The organism is Paenibacillus sp. FSL H8-0537, from assembly GCF_038051995.1.
Taxonomy (GTDB): Bacteria; Bacillota; Bacilli; order Paenibacillales; family Paenibacillaceae; genus Pristimantibacillus.
The window spans coordinates 415,011-432,949 of sequence record NZ_CP150290.1 but is presented as its reverse complement, the minus strand read 5'-3'; the positions used below and the strand labels follow the sequence as shown (position 1 = coordinate 432,949).

The window sequence follows — 17,939 nt, the reverse complement described above, 5'->3', positions numbered from 1 at the left end:
TGAAAATGTTAATAAAATATTTGGTATTTCCTCAACTATAAAACCTTCCTCATCTCTCGTTTGCATTTTCCCTTTATATTTTGGTATTATTATAGAACGAACGTTCAGTATAATTAAGAGAAAGGGGCAGCGCCTCATGAATAAGAAACAGCTGCAAAGCGAGCAAACGAAGAAGAAAGTCGCAAGCGCCGCACGGGCGCTTTTTGCCCAGAAGGGCTATAAAGGAACTTCGATTGAAGATATTGTAGAGGCGACCGAAAGCAGCAAGGGCAATATTTATTACCATTTTAAAAGCAAGGAGGGCTTGTTTCTCTATCTATTAGAGGAATGGGATTTGGAATGGGAGCAAAAGTGGAACGAGCAGCAGGCGCGCTATGAGACGTCCACCGAAAAGCTGTACGCCATCGTCGAGCAAGGTGTGATAGATGATTTCAGCCACCCGCTTACGAAAGCGGCTGATGAATTTTTCAATCATGAGGAGAAAACCACTGAGGTGGAGAAGCGAATGACGGTCATGATCGACCGGCATTTGGAATTCAACAAGCGCCTGATTCAGGAAGGCATTGACCGAGGCGAATTAGAGCCGATGCAGGTTGAGCATTTGGCGATCATATTGGAAGGCTTGTTTTTCGGCTTGAATCAATTGTCCAGACGCTCCTATGCGATGGATGAGGTTTTGACCATTTACAGAACCGCTGTAAAGGTCGTCCTTCACGGCATCGCAAGCTCCAAGCGCCAGCAAACTTAAATATTAATACTACCTAGATCAGGGTGAAAGGATTTTAACCATGTCACTATTACTACGGAATAGAGGAGCTATACTCCTTCTAATGGGCAATATTTTGCTCGTATTTACAGGCATCGGGCTCGTGATTCCCGTTATGCCTGCCTATATGCGAGAGCTGGATTTGAACGGAAGCATACTCGGCTTCATGGTAGCGGCCTTTTCCTTAGCCCAATTATTATTTTCACCGCTTGCAGGCAGGCTCTCCGATTCTATCGGCCGAAAAAAAATGATTGTGGCTGGCGTAACGCTGTTCGCCCTCTCGGAATGGATGTTTGGCGCGGTCAGCGAGCCATGGCTGCTGTTTGTTTCTCGCATACTTGGCGGAATCGGGGCCGCATTCAGCATGCCTTCGATTATGGCTTATGTCGCTGACGTTACTAGCAACGAAGAACGCGCCAAAGGTATGGGCTACATCAATGCCGCGATTACGACCGGGTTTATTATCGGCCCCGGCATCGGAGGTTATTTGGCCGAATTTGGCGTACGCGTACCGTTTTATGTAGCGGGCATCGCCGGCGGTGTGGCCGCCATTGTTACAATGCTGGTTCTGCCAGAATCCAAGCCGAATTCCGCTCCAACGCCTGCCGCTTCAGCTCTCTCTAAGACCTCGGCTTCGGCTGGCGAACCCAGCTTTATGTCCCAGCTGCTGACATCTTACAAACAGCCCTACTTTTTCAGCTTAATCATCGTGCTTGTCGCCTCGTTCGGGCTTGCGAACTATGAGACGGTATTCGGCTTGTACGTTGACCATCGCTTCGGGTTTACAGCAACCGACATCGCGTTTATTATTACGTTCGGCTCCATCGCGGGCGCGGTTGTACAGGTAACGATTTTCGGCTGGATTTTGAATCGGTTTGGCGAGCAGAACGTCATTACGTGGTCTTTGTTTATTGCGGGTCTATTCGTTCTGTTGATGCTGTTGACCAACAACTACTGGATGGTTTTCGCGGTCACCTTCTTCCTGTTCCTGTCCGTCGATATTTTGCGCCCGGCCATCGGCACCCAAATTTCAAAAATGGCCAATGACCAGCAAGGCTACCTCGCTGGCTTGAACTCCGCTTTTACGAGCTTAGGCAACATTCTCGGACCGATCACTGCGGGCGTACTGTTTGATATGAATATCAATTTCCCATACGCCTCCGCTGGTATCGTGCTTCTGCTTTGCTTCCTTCTGTCCATGCGAGCAGGGAAAAAGAAACGGGCACCGCTTCGCGGCTAACGCCGCTCATCGCATGTATGCAGCAGCGGTTCCGCTCAGCAGCGGCCTGTCATCAAAGCAAAGCAAAAGCAAGCTGCCGCTTGCTGTGAAGCATGGCGCTCGCTCGCATATTATGGGCGGGTTTTGGCTTAATTGCCAAAACCCGCCCTTTTTCATTAAGGAATATGTGCCTTTAGTGGACAGGCATCGTCGTATACATAAACGAATATTGCCCAATTTAACCCTCGCTTACAGCCTCCCCTGCTCCTCCAGCAGCTCTCGCGTTCGGCGCGGCGATTGGCCGATGACCTTTTTGAACATTTTGGAGAAAAGGAAGGGATCGGTGTAACCAACCGAGCGTGAAATATCGCTCACTGACAGCTGCTTGCTGCTCAGCAGCTCCACCGCCCGATTCATTCGAAATTGCAGTAGAAAGGCTTGCAGCGACAGGTCAAACTGCTGCTTGAACAAGCTGGACAAATAAGTCCGATCCAAGCCAACAGCCTGAGCGATTTGCTCAACCGTTGTTTTCTGGCTGTAGTTATTTTCGATATAGGTAATTGCTTCGTTGATGTAGGTTTCCTTGGAGTTGGCACGAAGCGGCTGCTCCTCTGCTAATGCAGGCTCTGCACATTCAATTAATTCTCCAATTAGACGGTACAAAATGCTCTGGTACAAAATGTCCCGAATGCCCGTTTCATGGGCATCCATAAGCTGCTGATGGCTAGTATCGAACCAGTTGGCGCCCTTGGCACGAAATATCGGCTGCGTCACACTAAGCCCCGCCCGCTGCACAAAAGCTCTGGCATGAAGCCCGTCAAAACCTATCCACGTATACACCCAAGGGTCAGACTCATCCGCTGTATAATGGACAATCGCACCTGGCATTATGAGAAAGCCCTGTCCTTGCGACAGCTGGTAGGTTTCTCCTCCAGTACTAAATTCGCCCGAGCCGCTGATCACATAATGGATAATATACAAGTCGCGCAAGCCCGGACCCCAGCTATGCAGGGGTTCACATTCTTCCTTGCCGAAAAAACGCAAAAACAGCTCCATCTGCCGCTGCGGCGTCTCCTGATTATGTCTGACTTCGGTCAGAGGCATAGGGCATCCCCCCTCATTATGACAGGTAATAGTATAATAGATCGGATGAAACCATGCAATGAAAAGGCATTATGACAGGTTTTTCAGGAATTACTCCATGTTCGCACGCTCTCTCCGGGACTATAGTTAAGGAGTCGAGGCTATTCATAAACGGAGGCGAATTCATTGGCGAAAATAACGTTCCTTGGTGCGGGCAGCACTGTTTTTGTGAAAAATGTATTGGGTGATGTCATGCTTACAGAAGCACTGCAAGGCTTCGAGCTAGCTTTGTTTGATATTGATGGCGGAAGGCTGCGTGAATCTGAGCTGCTGCTGCTGAATATGAAGGAGTCGCTCGGAAGCAGCTGCGTCATTAAAGCATATACCGACCGCAAGGAGGCGCTTCGCGGCGCTAAATATGTCGTCAATGCCATTCAGGTTGGCGGTTACGATCCTTGTACGATAACCGATTTCGAAATTCCGAAAAAATACGGCTTGCGCCAAACCATTGCCGATACGGTCGGCATCGGCGGCATTTTCCGCAACCTCCGTACCATTCCGGTCGTCCTTGATTTTGCAGCAGATATTCAGGAGGTTTGTCCAGACGCTCTGTTCCTCAACTACACCAACCCAATGGCCGTGCTGACGAATGTGCTCATTTCGCAAGGCGGCTTGCAGGCTGTAGGACTCTGTCACAGCGTACAAATTTGTGTACCGCACCTATTCGAGCATCTGGGCATCGATACGGCAGGTGTCAAAACAAAGATCGCTGGCATTAACCATATGGCGTGGCTGCTGGAAGCAACAAAGGACGGTGTAGATTTATACCCGGAAATTAAACGGCGCGCGGCGGAAAAGCAAGCGGAGAAGCACCATGATATGGTGCGCTACGAGCTCATGCTGAAGTTCGGCTATTATGTTACCGAATCTTCCGAGCATAATGCTGAATACCATCCATACTTCATTAAAAAGAGCTATCCGGAGCTCATTGAACGCTACAATATTCCTCTAGATGAGTACCCGCGCCGCTGTATTGAGCAAATTAAAGGCTGGGAGGAAAGACGGGATTCGATGCTCGGCAATAAGAAGATTGAGCATACGCGCAGCCATGAATATGCCTCGCATATTATGGAAGCGATCGAGACCAACCATTCTTATAAAATCGCCGGGAACGTTATGAATACGGGCCTTATTACAAACTTGCCGAAGGAAGCCTGCGTCGAGGTGCCTTGCTTGGTTGACCGCTCTGGCATAACGCCAACCTACGTCGGTGACCTTCCGCCGCAGCTGGCTGCGTTAAACCGCACAAATATCAATACCCAGCTGCTCACGATTGAAGCTGCCAAAACATTGAAGCGCGAGCATATTTATCACGCCGCTCTGCTGGACCCGCATACGTCAGCGGAATTGTCGATGGATGACATTGTCTCGCTTTGCGACGAATTGATTGAAGCGCATGGCAGCTGGCTCCCAGCATACCGTTAATAGAAGAGCGCAGCATAAAGCAAAAAAGGGCTAGTCCAACTGCACGCAGCAGCCGGACCGGCCCTTTTTCATTTATATATAGGCTTACGCTTTGTTGGAAGATCCGAACTCGCGCATTTTACCCATAACTGTTTTTTTGATTGCATCGCGGCCTGGAGCCAAGAATTTACGTGGATCAAATACTTCCGAATCCGCAGTCAGAATTTCGCGAGCAATTTTAGTGAAGGCGATTTGGTTTTCAGTGTTAACGTTGATTTTAGCTGTTCCAAGGGAAATGGATTTTTTGATTTGATCCGTAGGGATACCTGTACCACCATGCAATACCAATGGCAGCTTGATCGTTTGGCAAATCTCTTCCATTTCTTTGAAGCCCAGGTTTGGTTCGCCTTTGTAAGGACCATGAACGGAACCAAGTGCTGGAGCCAGGCAATCGATACCTGTAAGCTCAACCAGTTGTTTACACTCTTGTGGATCAGCGTAGATAACGCCATCAGCAATAACATCATCCTCTTGTCCGCCAACTGTTCCCAGCTCAGCTTCAACGGAAATGCCGCGCTCGTGCGCATATGCAACAACTTGCTTCGTTGTTTTTACGTTTTCTTCAAATGGGGAATGCGAAGCATCGATCATAACGGAAGTGAAGCCTGCATCGATTGCTTCTTTACATTTTTCGAAGCTGGAACCGTGGTCCAAGTGAATCGCAACTGGAACTGTGATTTTCATTTCTTCGATTAGGGATTTAACGATTGCAGTAACAACCGTGAAACCGCCCATGTAACGAGCTGCGCCTTCAGATACGCCCAAAATAACTGGGGATTGCTCTTCTTGAGCTGCGCCCAAAATTGCTTGCGTCCACTCCAAGTTGTTGATGTTGAATTGACCAACCGCGTAACCTTCTTTTAAACCTTTGTTCAACATATCTTTCATCGAAACCAATGCCATGATAAATCCTCCTTCAGTGTAGTTGCAATTTAATGAATAGAACTTTCAATCATGCCCATTGATCTACTGCTTAAAATAACGCTCATAAACGACAGATCTATAGGCATGAGCGGAATTTTCATTTCCTTGTTCACATTCTTCATCTAATACTACATGTTATCATATATTTTATTATAAAACTACCTGCGCTGCGAGTGAATACTTTTCAAACAATTGATAAGAATTTATAAATGCGTTAATCCGTTTCTACAGGAACGCCATTTCTTTTAATCTGCGAAAATAAAGGGCTTAGCCGTTTCTCTGCCCATTCGGCAAGGAATAAAATCAACATCAAACCCAGCAGTGCCGTACATACAGATACCGGAATAAGCCAAAGATGCGTTGAATGGGAGAAAAACGGAATGAGCGACACCGCTACAATTGGCGGAGCATTCCACTTAAATTTCGTAATCATCCAAATCGTGATCAACACATTGACAAACAAGGAAATCGCGCTTGGATAGATGGAGAAGAGCAGCGTGCCGACGATTGACGAAATAAACGCGCCTAAAGTAATTTTGCTGAGCTCCGTATAACGGAATGAGCGCGAGACGAACAGGAAGCTGAAAGCCCCCAAAGTAGGGAAAAATAAAGTGTCCAGAAATGAAAAATGTAAGGAAAGCCAATAAATAAGCATGACGTAGACGCCAATTGCGATAATTTTCAAGTTCATTTTAATCCTGTGAACCTCCAGTCAAAATGGCCAGCAGATTTGCCGAGTGTTCTGCATGGAATACTGGCAGTATTGTAGTGCCTGCTCCATTTTATAAAGCTTCTCAGGAAGTGTCAATGCTGTGAAGCGTCTTCCAAACGACAAAAAAGCAGAGGCGCTTCACGCTTGCTGCCCCTGCTATTTATTCTCTACTATAGTCCCAGCTTCTGCCCCTTCTCCAGCCGCTGAATTTGCACCTCGCCGGTATCCGCCAGCTCTCTGAACTGCTGGATCGTTTGGCGCATTTTAGGCAGCGCCTCCTGCTTGTAGGTGCTGATGGAGTCCATCGCCGAAAGCACATCGGCGAAAGCCGTCTTGAGCGTATCGACGGAGATGTTTGCTTCCATCGACTGCTTTTGAATCGCGGCGCCTTGATTTTTCAGCATTTTGGAGGTGCCGCTGATCAGGCTGTCGGTCGTCTGATTCAGCAGCTCGATTTTTTGCAGGACGATTCGTTGATTGTAGAGCGCACTTGCTACAGTAACGGAGATTTTCAGCGCCGAAACGGTGACGTTCCTCGCTCTGTCCACCCCGCGGATCAGCTCCTTGTTGTTGCGCATCACAACCTCAATCGCCATAATGCCCTGCTGGTTCACGACGAGCATTTGCTGCAAATCCATGACGCGCTGGCGGAGCGGGAACAGCACCTCTTCCGTTATGAAGCGGATTTTATCCTCCGACTCCTGACGCGCCTCGGCGGCTGCTATCTGGGCTTCAATGCCTTCATCCATCAGCATGCCGAGCTGAATTTCCTTTTGCAGCTTTTTCGTCAGCTCGCGAAGCGCGTGCTGTTCCAGTTCCAGCGTGGTGTTGTCATTTTTAAGTATCGTACTGCCTTTGTCCAGCGATAAAATGATGCCCGAAATGACCGTATCCGCCTTCTGGTATTTGGCAAAATAACGACGTAACGGATTAAAAAACATGCCTAGTACGCCGCTTTTGGCAAAATCGACGACGCTCGGGTCCAAATCCTTGAGCTGGATGTGCAGCTCCGTCAAATCTTTCGCCACTTGGCCGCCTTCATCGCCCGTTTGAGACAAATTGCCGACCGCCACCTGCAGCAGCGAATTTTTCTCCGAGGAAGACCTCATCGACTGAATGCCAAACTGGTCAATCGATTGCAAAATCGCTTTCCGCTTTTCGAGCGAATCCAGATCCAGCTCCAAAATCGACGATACATTGCTCGTCGCCAGCTCCCGCAGCTGAGTGACCTCCTCAGGCTCAGGCTTCACCTGCTCTTCAATGACCGATTTCAGCTTCTCCTCACTGACCACTTCCATCGTAAATGACATTGCAACCCCTCCTCTTCAGCCTATAACCGCCATATAAAATTACATTTGAACGTTCAGCAGGTTTCCAATTTTATAAACGACATCGTCGGTATCGGCGTTGATGCTTGCCGCCTCGTTAATGCTCGAAATGCTTTGCAGCGCCTTGATATTTGCATTGTAGCCAATCGTATAAATCGGCACCTTGTACGTTTCTATGAGACCTTTAATATCCTTGAGCGAATGCCCTTCATTCGTCTCCCCATCGCTTAGCACAAAAATGATCGGCTTCACATCCGGATTGACGGCGAGCTCATCCTGCAGCATTTTCAGGGCGACTACGATGCCGTCAAAGGTGGCCGTCCCTCCGCTTGCCTGCAAGCTGTTAATCGCGCCCACAAACATCGATTGCTGGTTAGTGTCATATTTCCCAATTGGCAAGTTAATCGCAACGTCGCTGGAGTACGAGACGAATCCGATGCTGTTGCTCCTGCCCAAAAACTTCTGCCCCTTGAGCAGCGATTCCTTCAATCGATTAAGCGGCTCCCCGCCCATGCTGCCCGAAATATCGGCTACAAAAACAGCGGCAATCGGCTTGCTGCCATCCTTCTTTTCCTTCCAAAGCTTCTGCGCGGCGGCAAGCGTCTTTCCGTTCACAGCTTCCATCTCGGACTTGTAGTCCTCAAGGCCATTAAAGCCTTTTTCCACAGCAGCCTTCTGGTATTTATCCTGCGTAACAAAGTCGGCGAACTTCTGGATAATTTCCTGCTTATCCTTCGGCAGCTTGCCGAGCGCATAAAGCGGGCTGTCATGCCTCACGCCGAACGGCGTAAACACGTAGCCGCTCTGGAAATCCGCCGCGTTCACATAGGTTTGATACTCCAGTACAAAAGCATCCAGCATCCCCGTCTTGGCAGCCTCACGCATTTGCAGCGTAGTGGAGGCAAGGAATGGCACATTGGCCTGGAATTTCTCAAAGCCCTGCACCGCCTTCTCGCCCAGCATCTCTTGGCTGTCAAACGTCGCGAGGGACGTCACTAAAAAGTTGAGGCCCGTTGAGCTGGCAAAAGGGTCGGTATAGCCCATCGCTACCTGATTGCTTGCAATCGCATCGGTGAGCGTCTTCACATTGAGGGAGCCATATTCGGCAATCAATTCATCATATTTCGCTTGAGTGGAGACGATTCCCGCTACATTGCCCACAAGTCGTTTGGATACGAGCTTCGTTTGAACGCCACTCGCTGCGACCATCTCGCCCCACAGCTCGTTGGATGGCGTGAACGCATCGGGCACATATTTGCCTGAACGGATATAATCCGCTGCGGTGCCTGAGGCAATATTGCGGATTTTGACCGAAGCCGTCTTCCCGTTCACTTTAATATTCGCTTGATTAAAAGCGGTGGCTACCTCGTTCAGCCAGCCATCCATATCCGTTCCCGATTTCTCGGTAGAGGAAAAAATTTCAATGAATTGATCGGTCGTATTTTCAACCGATACGGGGAACTTCGAAATATCCGGCAAGGAGTCGCCGACATCGGCAGGATCAAGATCGATCTTTCCTTTAACCGGCTCCGCAGTCGTAACTGAAATGCCTTGATACAGCTTATTTAGCTGCTTGCCCGCATCCTCCGACGAAATCTGCGTATCTGTCTTACCTATGTTCGAGGTCAAGCTAATCCCAAAATAAACGAGAGCAAAAACGACAATCGCAATAAGTGCCAAGACAACAAAAGCTTTTCCTTTACTCGCCATATGCATCACCTTCTCATTGTTGATATAATTTGGTTTGCTTAATTAAAACATCGAGCTCCTTCATGCAGGGCATTTCCTCAACCGTCCGATAATCTGTACTCCCCAGCAGTGAAATTTCGAGAGCCAAGCGGTCCAGCTTCAGCAAAATCTCTTCATTCGCCCCCAGATAACCGGACACGTAGTCCAGGTATTGCTGGTAAAGCTCTATTTTTTCCTGCATCAGCTTATTCGAGAACTTCCTCGCGCTCCGCTGCCGTTCCAAGGAGGCAAACTCAGCAGCATCGAACACGCCAAGCTTATTCAGCATTCCTTTAATATTCAAGTAAAAAAGCTTCTCGACCTCAACAATGACGGAGTCGAACTTCTTGTAGCTGATTTCCGTCTGCTCAAATCTTTGGCCGAGAATATCGGATAAGATCGCTCTCTTCTTCGCTATTCGCTCCAGTTGGTCGAGGGCCAATGCAATATCCTTGTGTAGCACTTTAACGTTTTTGTAATAGGAAAGCGCCGCCATGAAATCCTCGCGTGTGGCAATCGAACGAATCTGCGGCACCGAAGCGGGCTTGAGCAGCAGCGTATAGCTTCCATAAGTCAGAACCAGAAAGCTGCTGACCAATAAGGTTACGCCTGAAGCGGTTGCAAGAACACTTTCACCCCCTATGACCACCCCGACAAGCCCCGGTGACAAAATAACAATATTGAGAGCGACAACTCCGCCTATGAGTCCGAGCAGCTTCAACAATTTCGAATTATTCCCCATAAATAATTCCTCCACGAATGCGGTAACTTGTCTCCATTTGTAAAAACAACAACATCATTTGCCTGTATATTTAATTTTAACAGAGAATAACCGAACAAGCTCCTAAATGTTGCTAATATCTCTTTAGATTCTATTTATACTCTAATTACTTCCACGTTATTTGTCCGGTTCCATTTTATTTTCGGGCTTGTCTCGGAACACTGTGCGGTGCTCGAGCCCAAGGTGAAACGGCTGTCGCCGTCCTCTGGCGGCGCAGCGCGTTTCATTCCGAGAAATAGAGAGAAAGGCTGGGAAACTCCTATCCTTTCTCTCTATTTCAAAAAAGAGCAATTGCTTTTCACTCCATTAAAGGTTATTGTAGATATACAGAGTCTTTAAAGTCTACGAAACAAAAACCATTTTATAATCAGGAAAGGAATGACGGGATATGAGTAGGAATTTGTTTAATGCAGCTGTGTGGGAGAAAGCTTGGACGGAGGACCCGAACGCGACGGGCAATAAAATGAAGAAGGCCGGCATTGGCCGCACGTCCTTTGACCATAAAGCAAAAACCTTTAATGCAGAGGTGTTCAGTGAAGGGGGAAGACACCGAAGCGAGCGCATTATTCGCTGGATAGAAGGGCAAGGTGTTGACTTCCAAGGGCTGTCCGTACTCGATATCGGCGCTGCCTCGGGCGGGTTCACGGTTCCTTTCGCCGACCGGGGAGCACGGGTGACGGCTGTAGAGCCTAACGTTCCGCTAAGCGAGCTGTTCGCGGAAAATACAGCAAGGTTTGATCAGGGGCAGGTCCTGCTGGTCCATGATGTGTTTGAGGAGCTGGATCTTGCCGCAAGGGGCTGGAGCGACGCCTTCGATCTCGTATTTGTGTCCATGTGTCCGGTCATTGTCGATTGGGCAAGCGTGGAGCGGGTACTCAGCACAGCTCGCAAGTATTGCTACATTAGTGTAGGTGCGGGGCCTAGAGAGCATAGTCTGCTGCAAGCTGTTCTTCCTTTGCTGACAGGCCAGGAGGTTCATGCAGAAAGCTCGGATATGGCCTACTTAACGCACCTGCTCTATTTGAAGGGTTATTCATTCCAATCCATTATCACGAAAGAAACAAAAACGACCGAGTCGTCTTACGAAGAAGCAATAGAGGAAGTCATGCAAGCGCTGAAAACCCATAAATTAATTCCTAATGAGTCTGCCCGCCAAATCGTTACCGATTATGTGCACCGTACTTATCCCGATGGGAAAGTGGTCATTCATCAGAGTGGACGTTATGGCAAGGTGCTGATTCAGTTGCAGGAGCTGAATATGTATACACGACCAGAAACCGTTAAAGCTTAAATCAGCTTAGGTCAGCGTAGGTCGAGATCATAATTTAAATTATTTAGCGTGATCAGATAATTCACTGACAAGAGAATCGTATAAGAGGAGCAGTGCTTTGGATGGACGAATGCCGAGCTCTTTTTTGATCAGCCTCACATAGTCGATGTATTGGGCCGTAAGCCCCTTCTTGTTTCCGTCCTGCGCATGCTTGCGGAGCAGCAGGCTCAGAACGGATTCATCAAGGGGATTTTGTGCATATAGCTTCAGCAGCAGCTTCGATGCTGCTGCCGTATTGGAGAGAACGAAGAGCGTCTCCACTACATTTTTGACGAACGAGGTGTAAATTTCCGCCAGCCGATCCGTCTCGTGTATAGCCCAGACGTAGGCTTTGCTGCCGAACAAATCCCCCGTGTAGAGCCTTTCCGCGTTCAGCGCGTCCTCCATATTAACAGCGTCAACCCTTTTACATTTGCGTGTTTGACGCTCAAACTCCTCAAAATCAATCATCGCATCGGCCAGCTCCAGCGCGTAGCCGTCATTTTCCGAGCGAATGGCATCCCGAAGCGCTAACGGCTCTAATGATTTGCGAAGCTGATAGACGGTCGTATTCAAATACTTTTCCGCATTCATACTCGTCATACCGGCGAAAATATCTGCAACGAGCCTGGCACGCGAAATCCTGCGACCACGGTTCAGAAGCAGGTAGGCAAACAGCTCGGCGCTTTTGCTGGAAATCCATTTCACGCGTCCCTGTTCATTTTGCACGGAAAAGTCACCTAAAGCTGTGATTCTGACACGGTTGGGGTTTTGAATTAGAGCGCTGCCCGTCGGGGAATCGCCTATCCTTTTCCTGCCTTCCAGTGCACGATGAATCGTCCGCTCCAGCCGTTCCTGCGTTACGGGCTTCACCAAATAATCGAGCACCGACAGCTCAAATGCATCCACGGCATAATCTTTATGCGAGGTAACGAACACAATTTGTGTTTTGCAGCCCTCCTCGTCCAGCTTGGAAGCAAACGCAAGCCCGCTGTCACCCGGCATGGAGATGTCTACAAACGCCAGCTCGACATCGGTATTTCCAGCGAGAAAATCGCCCGCCGCATGCGTATTCACAAATGCCCCTACAACCTGCAGTTCTGTGTATTTCGCCAGCATTTTCCGCATAATTAAATGCATGACGGGTTCATCATCAATTAAGATGACCTTCATAAGCTTTCACCACCGTTTCCTCGCTGTCACTTTCGACCCTGCTGCTGACGTCCCCTGGCAATGTAAACTGGAATGTCGTTCCTTGCCCCGCCGAGCTCTCAAATCGGAGATTGCCGCCATGCATGCGGAGAAATTCCCGGGTCAATACGAGACCAAATCTCATTTCGCTTCCGTCCTCCCCACTTGCAAATCCAGGCTCCTTGAAAAAGAGTTCATCATGACGCAGCAGCCGCGCCGTCTCCTCATCAATCCCGCTCCCGTTGTCGCTAATGGATACCGTTACCTCATTATGCTCAATGGAAGCGCTGAGCTCGATCTTTCCGTCGATATCCGTATATTTAATCGCATTGGAAAGCAAATTTCGAAAAATCAGATCCAGCATTTCTTTATCGGCATTCACCGTCAGCCTCTCGTCAATCTGCTCGGAAATTTGAATGTTTTTCATCCCTGCCCTGGCTCCTGCCAGCGATAAAGCTTGGCGGATAACCTGCTGCAGGTTCCAGGCCTGCGGCCGGAATGCAACCTCGCCATTTTGACTGCGATACCAGTCCAGCAAATTATCGACGAGTTGGAAGGTGGCGCGTATTTGCCGTCTAATCTCTTGAAATACCTCGGCGCTGGCAATATCGGTATCCGTAGGCTCCTCGCCCAGCAGCTCGGTTAAGCTCACTAGTAGGGCGATGGGATCACGAATATCGTGAGCCATAACGGTGAACAGCTTATCCTTAAAGGCGTTCAGTTGGGACAGTTGCTGCGATTTTTCACGAAGTCGCTCCTCATTCTCCTTTAGCTCCGTAATATCGCTGAACATCAGCATTTTGCCAATCGGGGTCGTCCCCGTGTCGTAAATATACGTTAAGCTGCAAATGTAATACATGTGCCGATCACCCAGCAAACGCTGGAATGCAAACCGTTCATCCTGAAAACCCACGGTAGATATTCGCTGGAGCAATTCGGGACTAGTCGCTAGTATGTCCTTGCCGAAGGCAGGGAAGCTTTTCGTTTGAACAAGCTCGGGAAACACCTCTTCGGCTGCGCGGTTGTGGTTCACGATTTGATTTTCATAATCCAGCAGCACCACCCCGTCACGAACGGTATCAAACATTTTGGCATAAGCAAGCGGTGTTAACCGAAGCAGTCCGAATCGAAAAATACCCCAAGCATACACGACGCCCGATACAGCGAACCCAAGCGGTGTAAAGTCAATGATCGTATTAAACATATAACCTATATTAAAAAGCATCGGCGCAGCCGCTCCAAGAATAAGCAGGACAATCTGCTTCCGCACAATAGGCAAAGCTCGTATATACATCGGAATAAACAGCAGAATGCCTAGCAGCAAAATCGTATAATTATAAACGCCATGCACCGCATACCAAGGGCCTTTTAATGTATTGTACAACGGAACGGTATCGTCCGGATTCGGAAAATAGCCCGCGTACACAAGATGATGCCATTCATTAGTAAGATGCAGAAGAAATGTGATCGACGGGATGAGAAAAAGCAGCAGCGCAAGCCATTTTCGGTAAGGAGCTGCAAGTCCGGTAAACTGGATCACCATCAGCAGCCAGAAGGCGGAGACGAAGGGAATGCCTAAATATTCGAACTGAAGCGACAGCTTTACGCCGTCCAAGGTAACGCTCAATATTTCGAAGGCATAGCCAAGCGCATAGCAGGATGCTGCTGCCATCATGTAAACCATCGTTCTCGCCACCTGCAAATGGCGTTTCCGATAGGACAGGAACAACACAAACAGCATCAGCGCCGTCGCAAAGCATAGCAATACTGACATCCACAATCTCGTATCCACGACGGCACCTACCTTTCATTCGCTCTTTCGAGCATCTCGTCTATCATTCGACAAAATGGCTGAAAATCCTTGTAAAGCCCCGACCGGGATTGGTCGGGGCTTGGAAGGAAGATTATTGTCTATCCGTATAATGCTCTCAAAGCTCTCTTAAATCAGACAGTGCATCTCAGAAAGAATTTTTTTTATAACCAATCGCTCCGATCTGGCGAGCGATAAAATTTGCAAAATATATCAATTCTGCTTAAACATAACGACATTTAATTTTCAATACTCTACAATCGACTTGATAATTTGAGTAATCAATTTCATTTTTTCGGGTGAGCACCCTTCGAGCATCTCTATAATTTCGTTGCGCAAATGATCATCCGCCGTTGTATTTGTTCCGCTTAGAATATATTCAATCGATGTATCCAGAGCTGCACAGATTTTGTCCAAATTGTCGAGATTAACAGCCGTTTTGCCTCGCTCAATTTTGCTTATATAAGCATTTGACACATCCAGGCATTCTGCAAGCCTTTCCTGCGTGACACCTTTGTCTTCTCGCGCCTTGCGTATTCTGCCGCCAATGACTTGATAATCAACATCCAATATTCATCACCCAACCCGAGTATATCAGCTTGCCTTCCTCATAACATGCACCACACTGCAAGTTTAACCTATAAGTTAAAGGGACTAGGCGATTAATATATACGTCAGAGCGAGATGTAAATGAATCACTAGGAGGGTATTAGGCCTTACGCTCAAAGTATGTTTGCAGTCGATACAGACAAATTTCCCGCGTCCATTCGTACACAATAGAAGAATCAGTTACCGCCTCTCGATTCAAGATTATCGTACCGTTCGCGTATGTAACTAGCTCCTTCGAGCTTCCGCTCCACTTTTTCATTGGCATTTTTTCAATCAGGGCAGCCATTTTATTCTCGTTGTATTCAGCAGCCAGTCCACCTGTTTCTTTACCTGAAAAATCGATTTTTCTACGATATTCTTTTCCCATGATATAGCTATAAAAAAGAGGCGCCGCCTCTAGTGAAGTAATAGGATCACTCCAATGTTTCCCCCCACGTTCAAGCATCGTAAACAGTAACACCATTTTATAGCTCTTGGTCATACGTGTACTTTCTATTTCTTTCAGCCAGCTCTCTGCCTGCATATAGGCTTGGCTTTCTTCATCAGACAGCTCACCCGCCCAGAGCAAAAATCCCGGATAGGATTTAAATTCCTTCTGATACTCATTACTTGGAGCAAGACCATGCAAATGCAGCTCTAGATAACTTGGACGCCTGCCCAGCTCCCTCTTCAACTCCCCGTAAGCCGACAGCAGCTTCTCTTTACGTGGATGCTTCCTTACTAATAGGGATTCAAGCCAATTAATTATACCGATTTCGAGATCAATGACACACTCGGCTGGAAGCTGCAAGCTTGCTGTCTCAGCCACTGATTGGCGCTCGTTAGTAGGGCTTCCAAAATCTTGCCGTATAAGAGACAACTTTTGCTCAGCATTCCGATAGTTACCAATTAGATCAATGATTACACAATGGGATTTCCCCTCTGCAAGGCGAAGGCCTCGTCCTACCTGCTGCGTAAAAACGGTCAGAGATTCCGTCGGCCGGACAAATAGTAATGTGTCGACGCTAGGAATATCCACACCCTCATTAAACAGGTCTACTGTAAAAATAATTTCCAATTCACCTTCGGTCAAAGCAGCTATTGCTTCTGCTCGGGTCATTTCAGTCGTTCGTGAATGCAGACTAAGTGCTCGGAATCCCTGTCCTTTAAAATAATTAGAGAGAAAATTCGCTTGGCTAATTGAAGAACAAAAACCAAGTGTACGTGTCTGTCTATACCGTTCCCAGCCTCTTAGTATGATAGCTGCGCGATCCTCCTGAAGCTGCGCATGGAGCAGTTCTTTCTCGTCATAACGCGCACCAAGCCAAGTAATTTGGTTATAATCCGTTTCATCGTATATACCGTAATAATGGAATGGACTCAACCATCCGCGCGATATCGCTTCGACAAAATGCAACTGATAGGCAACGTTACCATCGCATAATGCATATATATCTTGTCCATCCATCCGCTGTGGTGTCGCTGTTATACCAAGCAGAAACTTAGGTTTAAAATAGTCCAAAACAGCCGTATAAGATTTTGCCGCAGCATGGTGTACCTCATCCACCACGATCAAATCAAATGCGTCCGTTACAAATCGCTCACGATGTTTTTTTATGCCTAATGTATAAATAGAAGCAAAAATAAGCTCTGAATCGCCATCCTTTTCAGCGCCATTAAAAAGACCACTACTTCGATTAGGCAATACAAGCTGGAATGAGCGCCGAGCTTGCTGTAAAATTTCCTCGCGATGCGCGATAAATAATATACGTTTGAAGGATTTAGCAAAAAAAGCTGCCAAATAAGTCTTTCCGAGTCCCGTAGCCATGACGACCATCGCCTTGTCATAGCCTTCTTCCTTTGTCGCTTGGAGAGCCTCTAATGCAGCTACTTGAGCAAGCCTGGGCTGAATAACTGCGCTTACTGCCAAATCCTTTAAACCAGAAACCGTTTTTGTCGCTGGCTTTACCGGCATCATAAGCTCCGACTCTTCCTCCTCGGAAATGAACCGCTCCAGCTCCGGAAATTTGCGGTGATGATGATTGTAATGGAGCTCATACTCATTGACTGCTTCCGCATGCAAAGTACATGTCTGTTCGTGATAGAAACTATGCATAAATTGATCTAGGGCTTGGCTAAACGTAAAAGGCTCCGCCTCAGCGTTTACTGCCAAATTCCATTCATAGCCTACCTGAAAAGCAGATAAAGAGAAATTCGAGGACCCCACAATCATTTGCCCCTGACTCTGCCCATAGTCGAACAGATAGGCCTTAGGATGAAAAGAAGTACCATAGCTTCTCCATAGGCGCGCTTCGATTCGCTCATCTATTGCAAGCAGCCTTCTGAGCGCCTTAGGCTGTGTCACGAATAAATAATCGCCGGACAATACTTTAATATCTGCACCGCGGTCCATCGCACTTTTTAAATATGGCTGAAGCAGCCGCACACCTGAGTCCATGACAAAAGACGTCAGGATATAAATTCCTGTCGCCTTTTGAATACTCGGTATAAGCTCATCCGCCAAATTTTCAGTAATTAATTTAATATCCAGCACTGTGCAGCCTCATTTCAATAACGGCCTTAATCAAGCCGTCCCTTATAATCGATAAGCGGCTTGATCACCTGTGCGATCAATTTAATTTTGTCAGGTGAGCAGCCCTCAAGCATCTCCATAATTTCGTTATGCATATAGTCGTCTGCTGCTGTACTCGTTCCCGTCAGTATGTATTCAGCGGGGGTTTCGAGCGTTTCGCAAATTTTGCTCAAATTATCCAAATTAATCGGTGTTTTTCCCCGTTCGATTTTGCTTATATAAGCGTTGGATACCTCCATCGCTTTAGCCAACATATCCTGCGTTATTCCTTTTACTTCCCGTGCCTTACGTATGCGATTACCAATAACCTGAAAGTCGTATCCCAATGCCATCACCCAAACTGACTATACCAAGCTCCACAGTTTCTTTACATGCATAAAAAA

Annotated in this window: 15 protein-coding genes; 4 read left to right on the top strand and 11 right to left on the bottom strand. The window is 47.6% G+C overall.

Going from position 1 to position 17,939, the window contains the following annotated elements; translation table 11 throughout:
* Window positions 1-136: 136 nt before the first annotated feature.
* Window positions 137-748 carry a TetR/AcrR family transcriptional regulator gene (locus MHB80_RS01815; RefSeq protein ID WP_341280565.1) on the top strand — a complete coding sequence of 204 codons (612 nt, stop codon included), beginning with the start codon at window positions 137-139 and terminating at the stop codon, window positions 746-748.
* Between the two features lie 40 nt (window positions 749-788).
* On the top strand, window positions 789-2,006 hold the full coding sequence (locus MHB80_RS01810) for an MFS transporter (protein ID WP_341280564.1): 1,218 nt from the start codon (window positions 789-791) through the stop codon (window positions 2,004-2,006).
* A gap of 228 nt (window positions 2,007-2,234) precedes the next feature.
* On the opposite strand, the gene MHB80_RS01805 is transcribed toward MHB80_RS01810, so the two are convergent.
* A complete protein-coding gene (locus MHB80_RS01805) occupies window positions 2,235-3,089 on the bottom strand; it encodes an AraC family ligand binding domain-containing protein (RefSeq protein ID WP_341280563.1) in 855 nt (284 codons plus the stop codon).
* A gap of 165 nt (window positions 3,090-3,254) precedes the next feature.
* Between MHB80_RS01805 and MHB80_RS01800 the strand changes: the two genes are divergently transcribed.
* Entirely contained in the window at window positions 3,255-4,553 is a 1,299-nt protein-coding gene (locus MHB80_RS01800; RefSeq protein WP_341280562.1) for an alpha-glucosidase/alpha-galactosidase, read from the top strand.
* 84 nt (window positions 4,554-4,637) lie between these two features.
* Here MHB80_RS01800 and MHB80_RS01795 read toward each other — a convergent pair whose 3' ends face one another.
* From MHB80_RS01795 to MHB80_RS01775, 5 genes are all read right to left on the bottom strand, one after another.
* Window positions 4,638-5,495 carry a class II fructose-bisphosphate aldolase gene (locus tag MHB80_RS01795; protein WP_341280561.1) on the bottom strand — a complete coding sequence of 286 codons (858 nt, stop codon included), beginning with the start codon at window positions 5,493-5,495 and terminating at the stop codon, window positions 4,638-4,640.
* A gap of 235 nt (window positions 5,496-5,730) precedes the next feature.
* The gene (locus MHB80_RS01790) at window positions 5,731-6,207 is read right to left on the bottom strand and encodes an HPP family protein (RefSeq protein ID WP_341280560.1); all 477 of its coding nucleotides are present in this window, start codon (window positions 6,205-6,207) and stop codon (window positions 5,731-5,733) included.
* Window positions 6,208-6,398: 191 nt separating this feature from the next.
* Window positions 6,399-7,538: a toxic anion resistance protein gene (locus MHB80_RS01785; RefSeq protein WP_341280559.1), complete on the bottom strand. Its 1,140-nt coding sequence runs from the start codon at window positions 7,536-7,538 to the stop codon at window positions 6,399-6,401.
* Between the two features lie 39 nt (window positions 7,539-7,577).
* A complete protein-coding gene (locus MHB80_RS01780) occupies window positions 7,578-9,266 on the bottom strand; it encodes a VWA domain-containing protein (RefSeq protein WP_341280558.1) in 1,689 nt (562 codons plus the stop codon).
* A gap of 13 nt (window positions 9,267-9,279) precedes the next feature.
* Window positions 9,280-10,026: a hypothetical protein gene (locus MHB80_RS01775; protein ID WP_341280557.1), complete on the bottom strand. Its 747-nt coding sequence runs from the start codon at window positions 10,024-10,026 to the stop codon at window positions 9,280-9,282.
* 427 nt (window positions 10,027-10,453) lie between these two features.
* Between MHB80_RS01775 and MHB80_RS01770 the strand changes: the two genes are divergently transcribed.
* Complete coding sequence (locus tag MHB80_RS01770; RefSeq protein ID WP_341280556.1) at window positions 10,454-11,356, top strand: class I SAM-dependent methyltransferase; 903 nt, start codon at window positions 10,454-10,456, stop codon at window positions 11,354-11,356.
* A 39-nt stretch (window positions 11,357-11,395) separates the two neighbouring features.
* On the opposite strand, the gene MHB80_RS01765 is transcribed toward MHB80_RS01770, so the two are convergent.
* The 5 genes from MHB80_RS01765 to MHB80_RS01745 all read right to left on the bottom strand — a co-directional run bounded on the left by MHB80_RS01765 (window position 11,396) and on the right by MHB80_RS01745 (window position 17,888).
* Window positions 11,396-12,547, bottom strand: a complete 1,152-nt coding sequence (locus MHB80_RS01765; RefSeq protein WP_341280555.1) for a response regulator — start codon at window positions 12,545-12,547, stop codon at window positions 11,396-11,398.
* Window positions 12,528-14,357 (bottom strand): histidine kinase N-terminal 7TM domain-containing protein, encoded by a 1,830-nt coding sequence (locus MHB80_RS01760; protein ID WP_341280554.1) that lies wholly within the window; start codon window positions 14,355-14,357, stop codon window positions 12,528-12,530. Before MHB80_RS01760 ends, MHB80_RS01765 begins: the two co-directional genes overlap by 20 nt.
* A gap of 264 nt (window positions 14,358-14,621) precedes the next feature.
* Complete coding sequence (locus MHB80_RS01755; RefSeq protein WP_341280553.1) at window positions 14,622-14,945, bottom strand: helix-turn-helix transcriptional regulator; 324 nt, start codon at window positions 14,943-14,945, stop codon at window positions 14,622-14,624.
* A gap of 139 nt (window positions 14,946-15,084) precedes the next feature.
* Window positions 15,085-17,517: a DEAD/DEAH box helicase family protein gene (locus MHB80_RS01750; protein ID WP_341280552.1), complete on the bottom strand. Its 2,433-nt coding sequence runs from the start codon at window positions 17,515-17,517 to the stop codon at window positions 15,085-15,087.
* Between the two features lie 26 nt (window positions 17,518-17,543).
* Window positions 17,544-17,888 (bottom strand): helix-turn-helix transcriptional regulator, encoded by a 345-nt coding sequence (locus MHB80_RS01745; protein ID WP_341282829.1) that lies wholly within the window; start codon window positions 17,886-17,888, stop codon window positions 17,544-17,546.
* Between the last annotated feature and the right edge of the window lie 51 nt (window positions 17,889-17,939).

What these genes read in the sequence shown, in the direction of transcription:
- MHB80_RS01815 (WP_341280565.1), top strand. Translation starts at nt 137, where the DNA reads ATGAATAAGAAACAGCTGCAAAGCGAGCAAACGAAGAAGAAAGTCGCA.
- MHB80_RS01770 (WP_341280556.1), top strand. Translation starts at nt 10,454, where the DNA reads ATGAGTAGGAATTTGTTTAATGCAGCTGTGTGGGAGAAAGCTTGGACG.
- MHB80_RS01775 (WP_341280557.1), bottom strand. Translation starts at nt 10,026, where the DNA reads ATGGGGAATAATTCGAAATTGTTGAAGCTGCTCGGACTCATAGGCGGA.
- MHB80_RS01785 (WP_341280559.1), bottom strand. Translation starts at nt 7,538, where the DNA reads ATGTCATTTACGATGGAAGTGGTCAGTGAGGAGAAGCTGAAATCGGTC.
- MHB80_RS01790 (WP_341280560.1), bottom strand. Translation starts at nt 6,207, where the DNA reads ATGAACTTGAAAATTATCGCAATTGGCGTCTACGTCATGCTTATTTAT.
- MHB80_RS01745 (WP_341282829.1), bottom strand. Translation starts at nt 17,888, where the DNA reads ATGGCATTGGGATACGACTTTCAGGTTATTGGTAATCGCATACGTAAG.
- MHB80_RS01810 (WP_341280564.1), top strand. Translation starts at nt 789, where the DNA reads ATGTCACTATTACTACGGAATAGAGGAGCTATACTCCTTCTAATGGGC.
- MHB80_RS01795 (WP_341280561.1), bottom strand. Translation starts at nt 5,495, where the DNA reads ATGGCATTGGTTTCGATGAAAGATATGTTGAACAAAGGTTTAAAAGAA.
- MHB80_RS01780 (WP_341280558.1), bottom strand. Translation starts at nt 9,266, where the DNA reads ATGGCGAGTAAAGGAAAAGCTTTTGTTGTCTTGGCACTTATTGCGATT.
- MHB80_RS01765 (WP_341280555.1), bottom strand. Translation starts at nt 12,547, where the DNA reads ATGAAGGTCATCTTAATTGATGATGAACCCGTCATGCATTTAATTATG.
- MHB80_RS01805 (WP_341280563.1), bottom strand. Translation starts at nt 3,089, where the DNA reads ATGCCTCTGACCGAAGTCAGACATAATCAGGAGACGCCGCAGCGGCAG.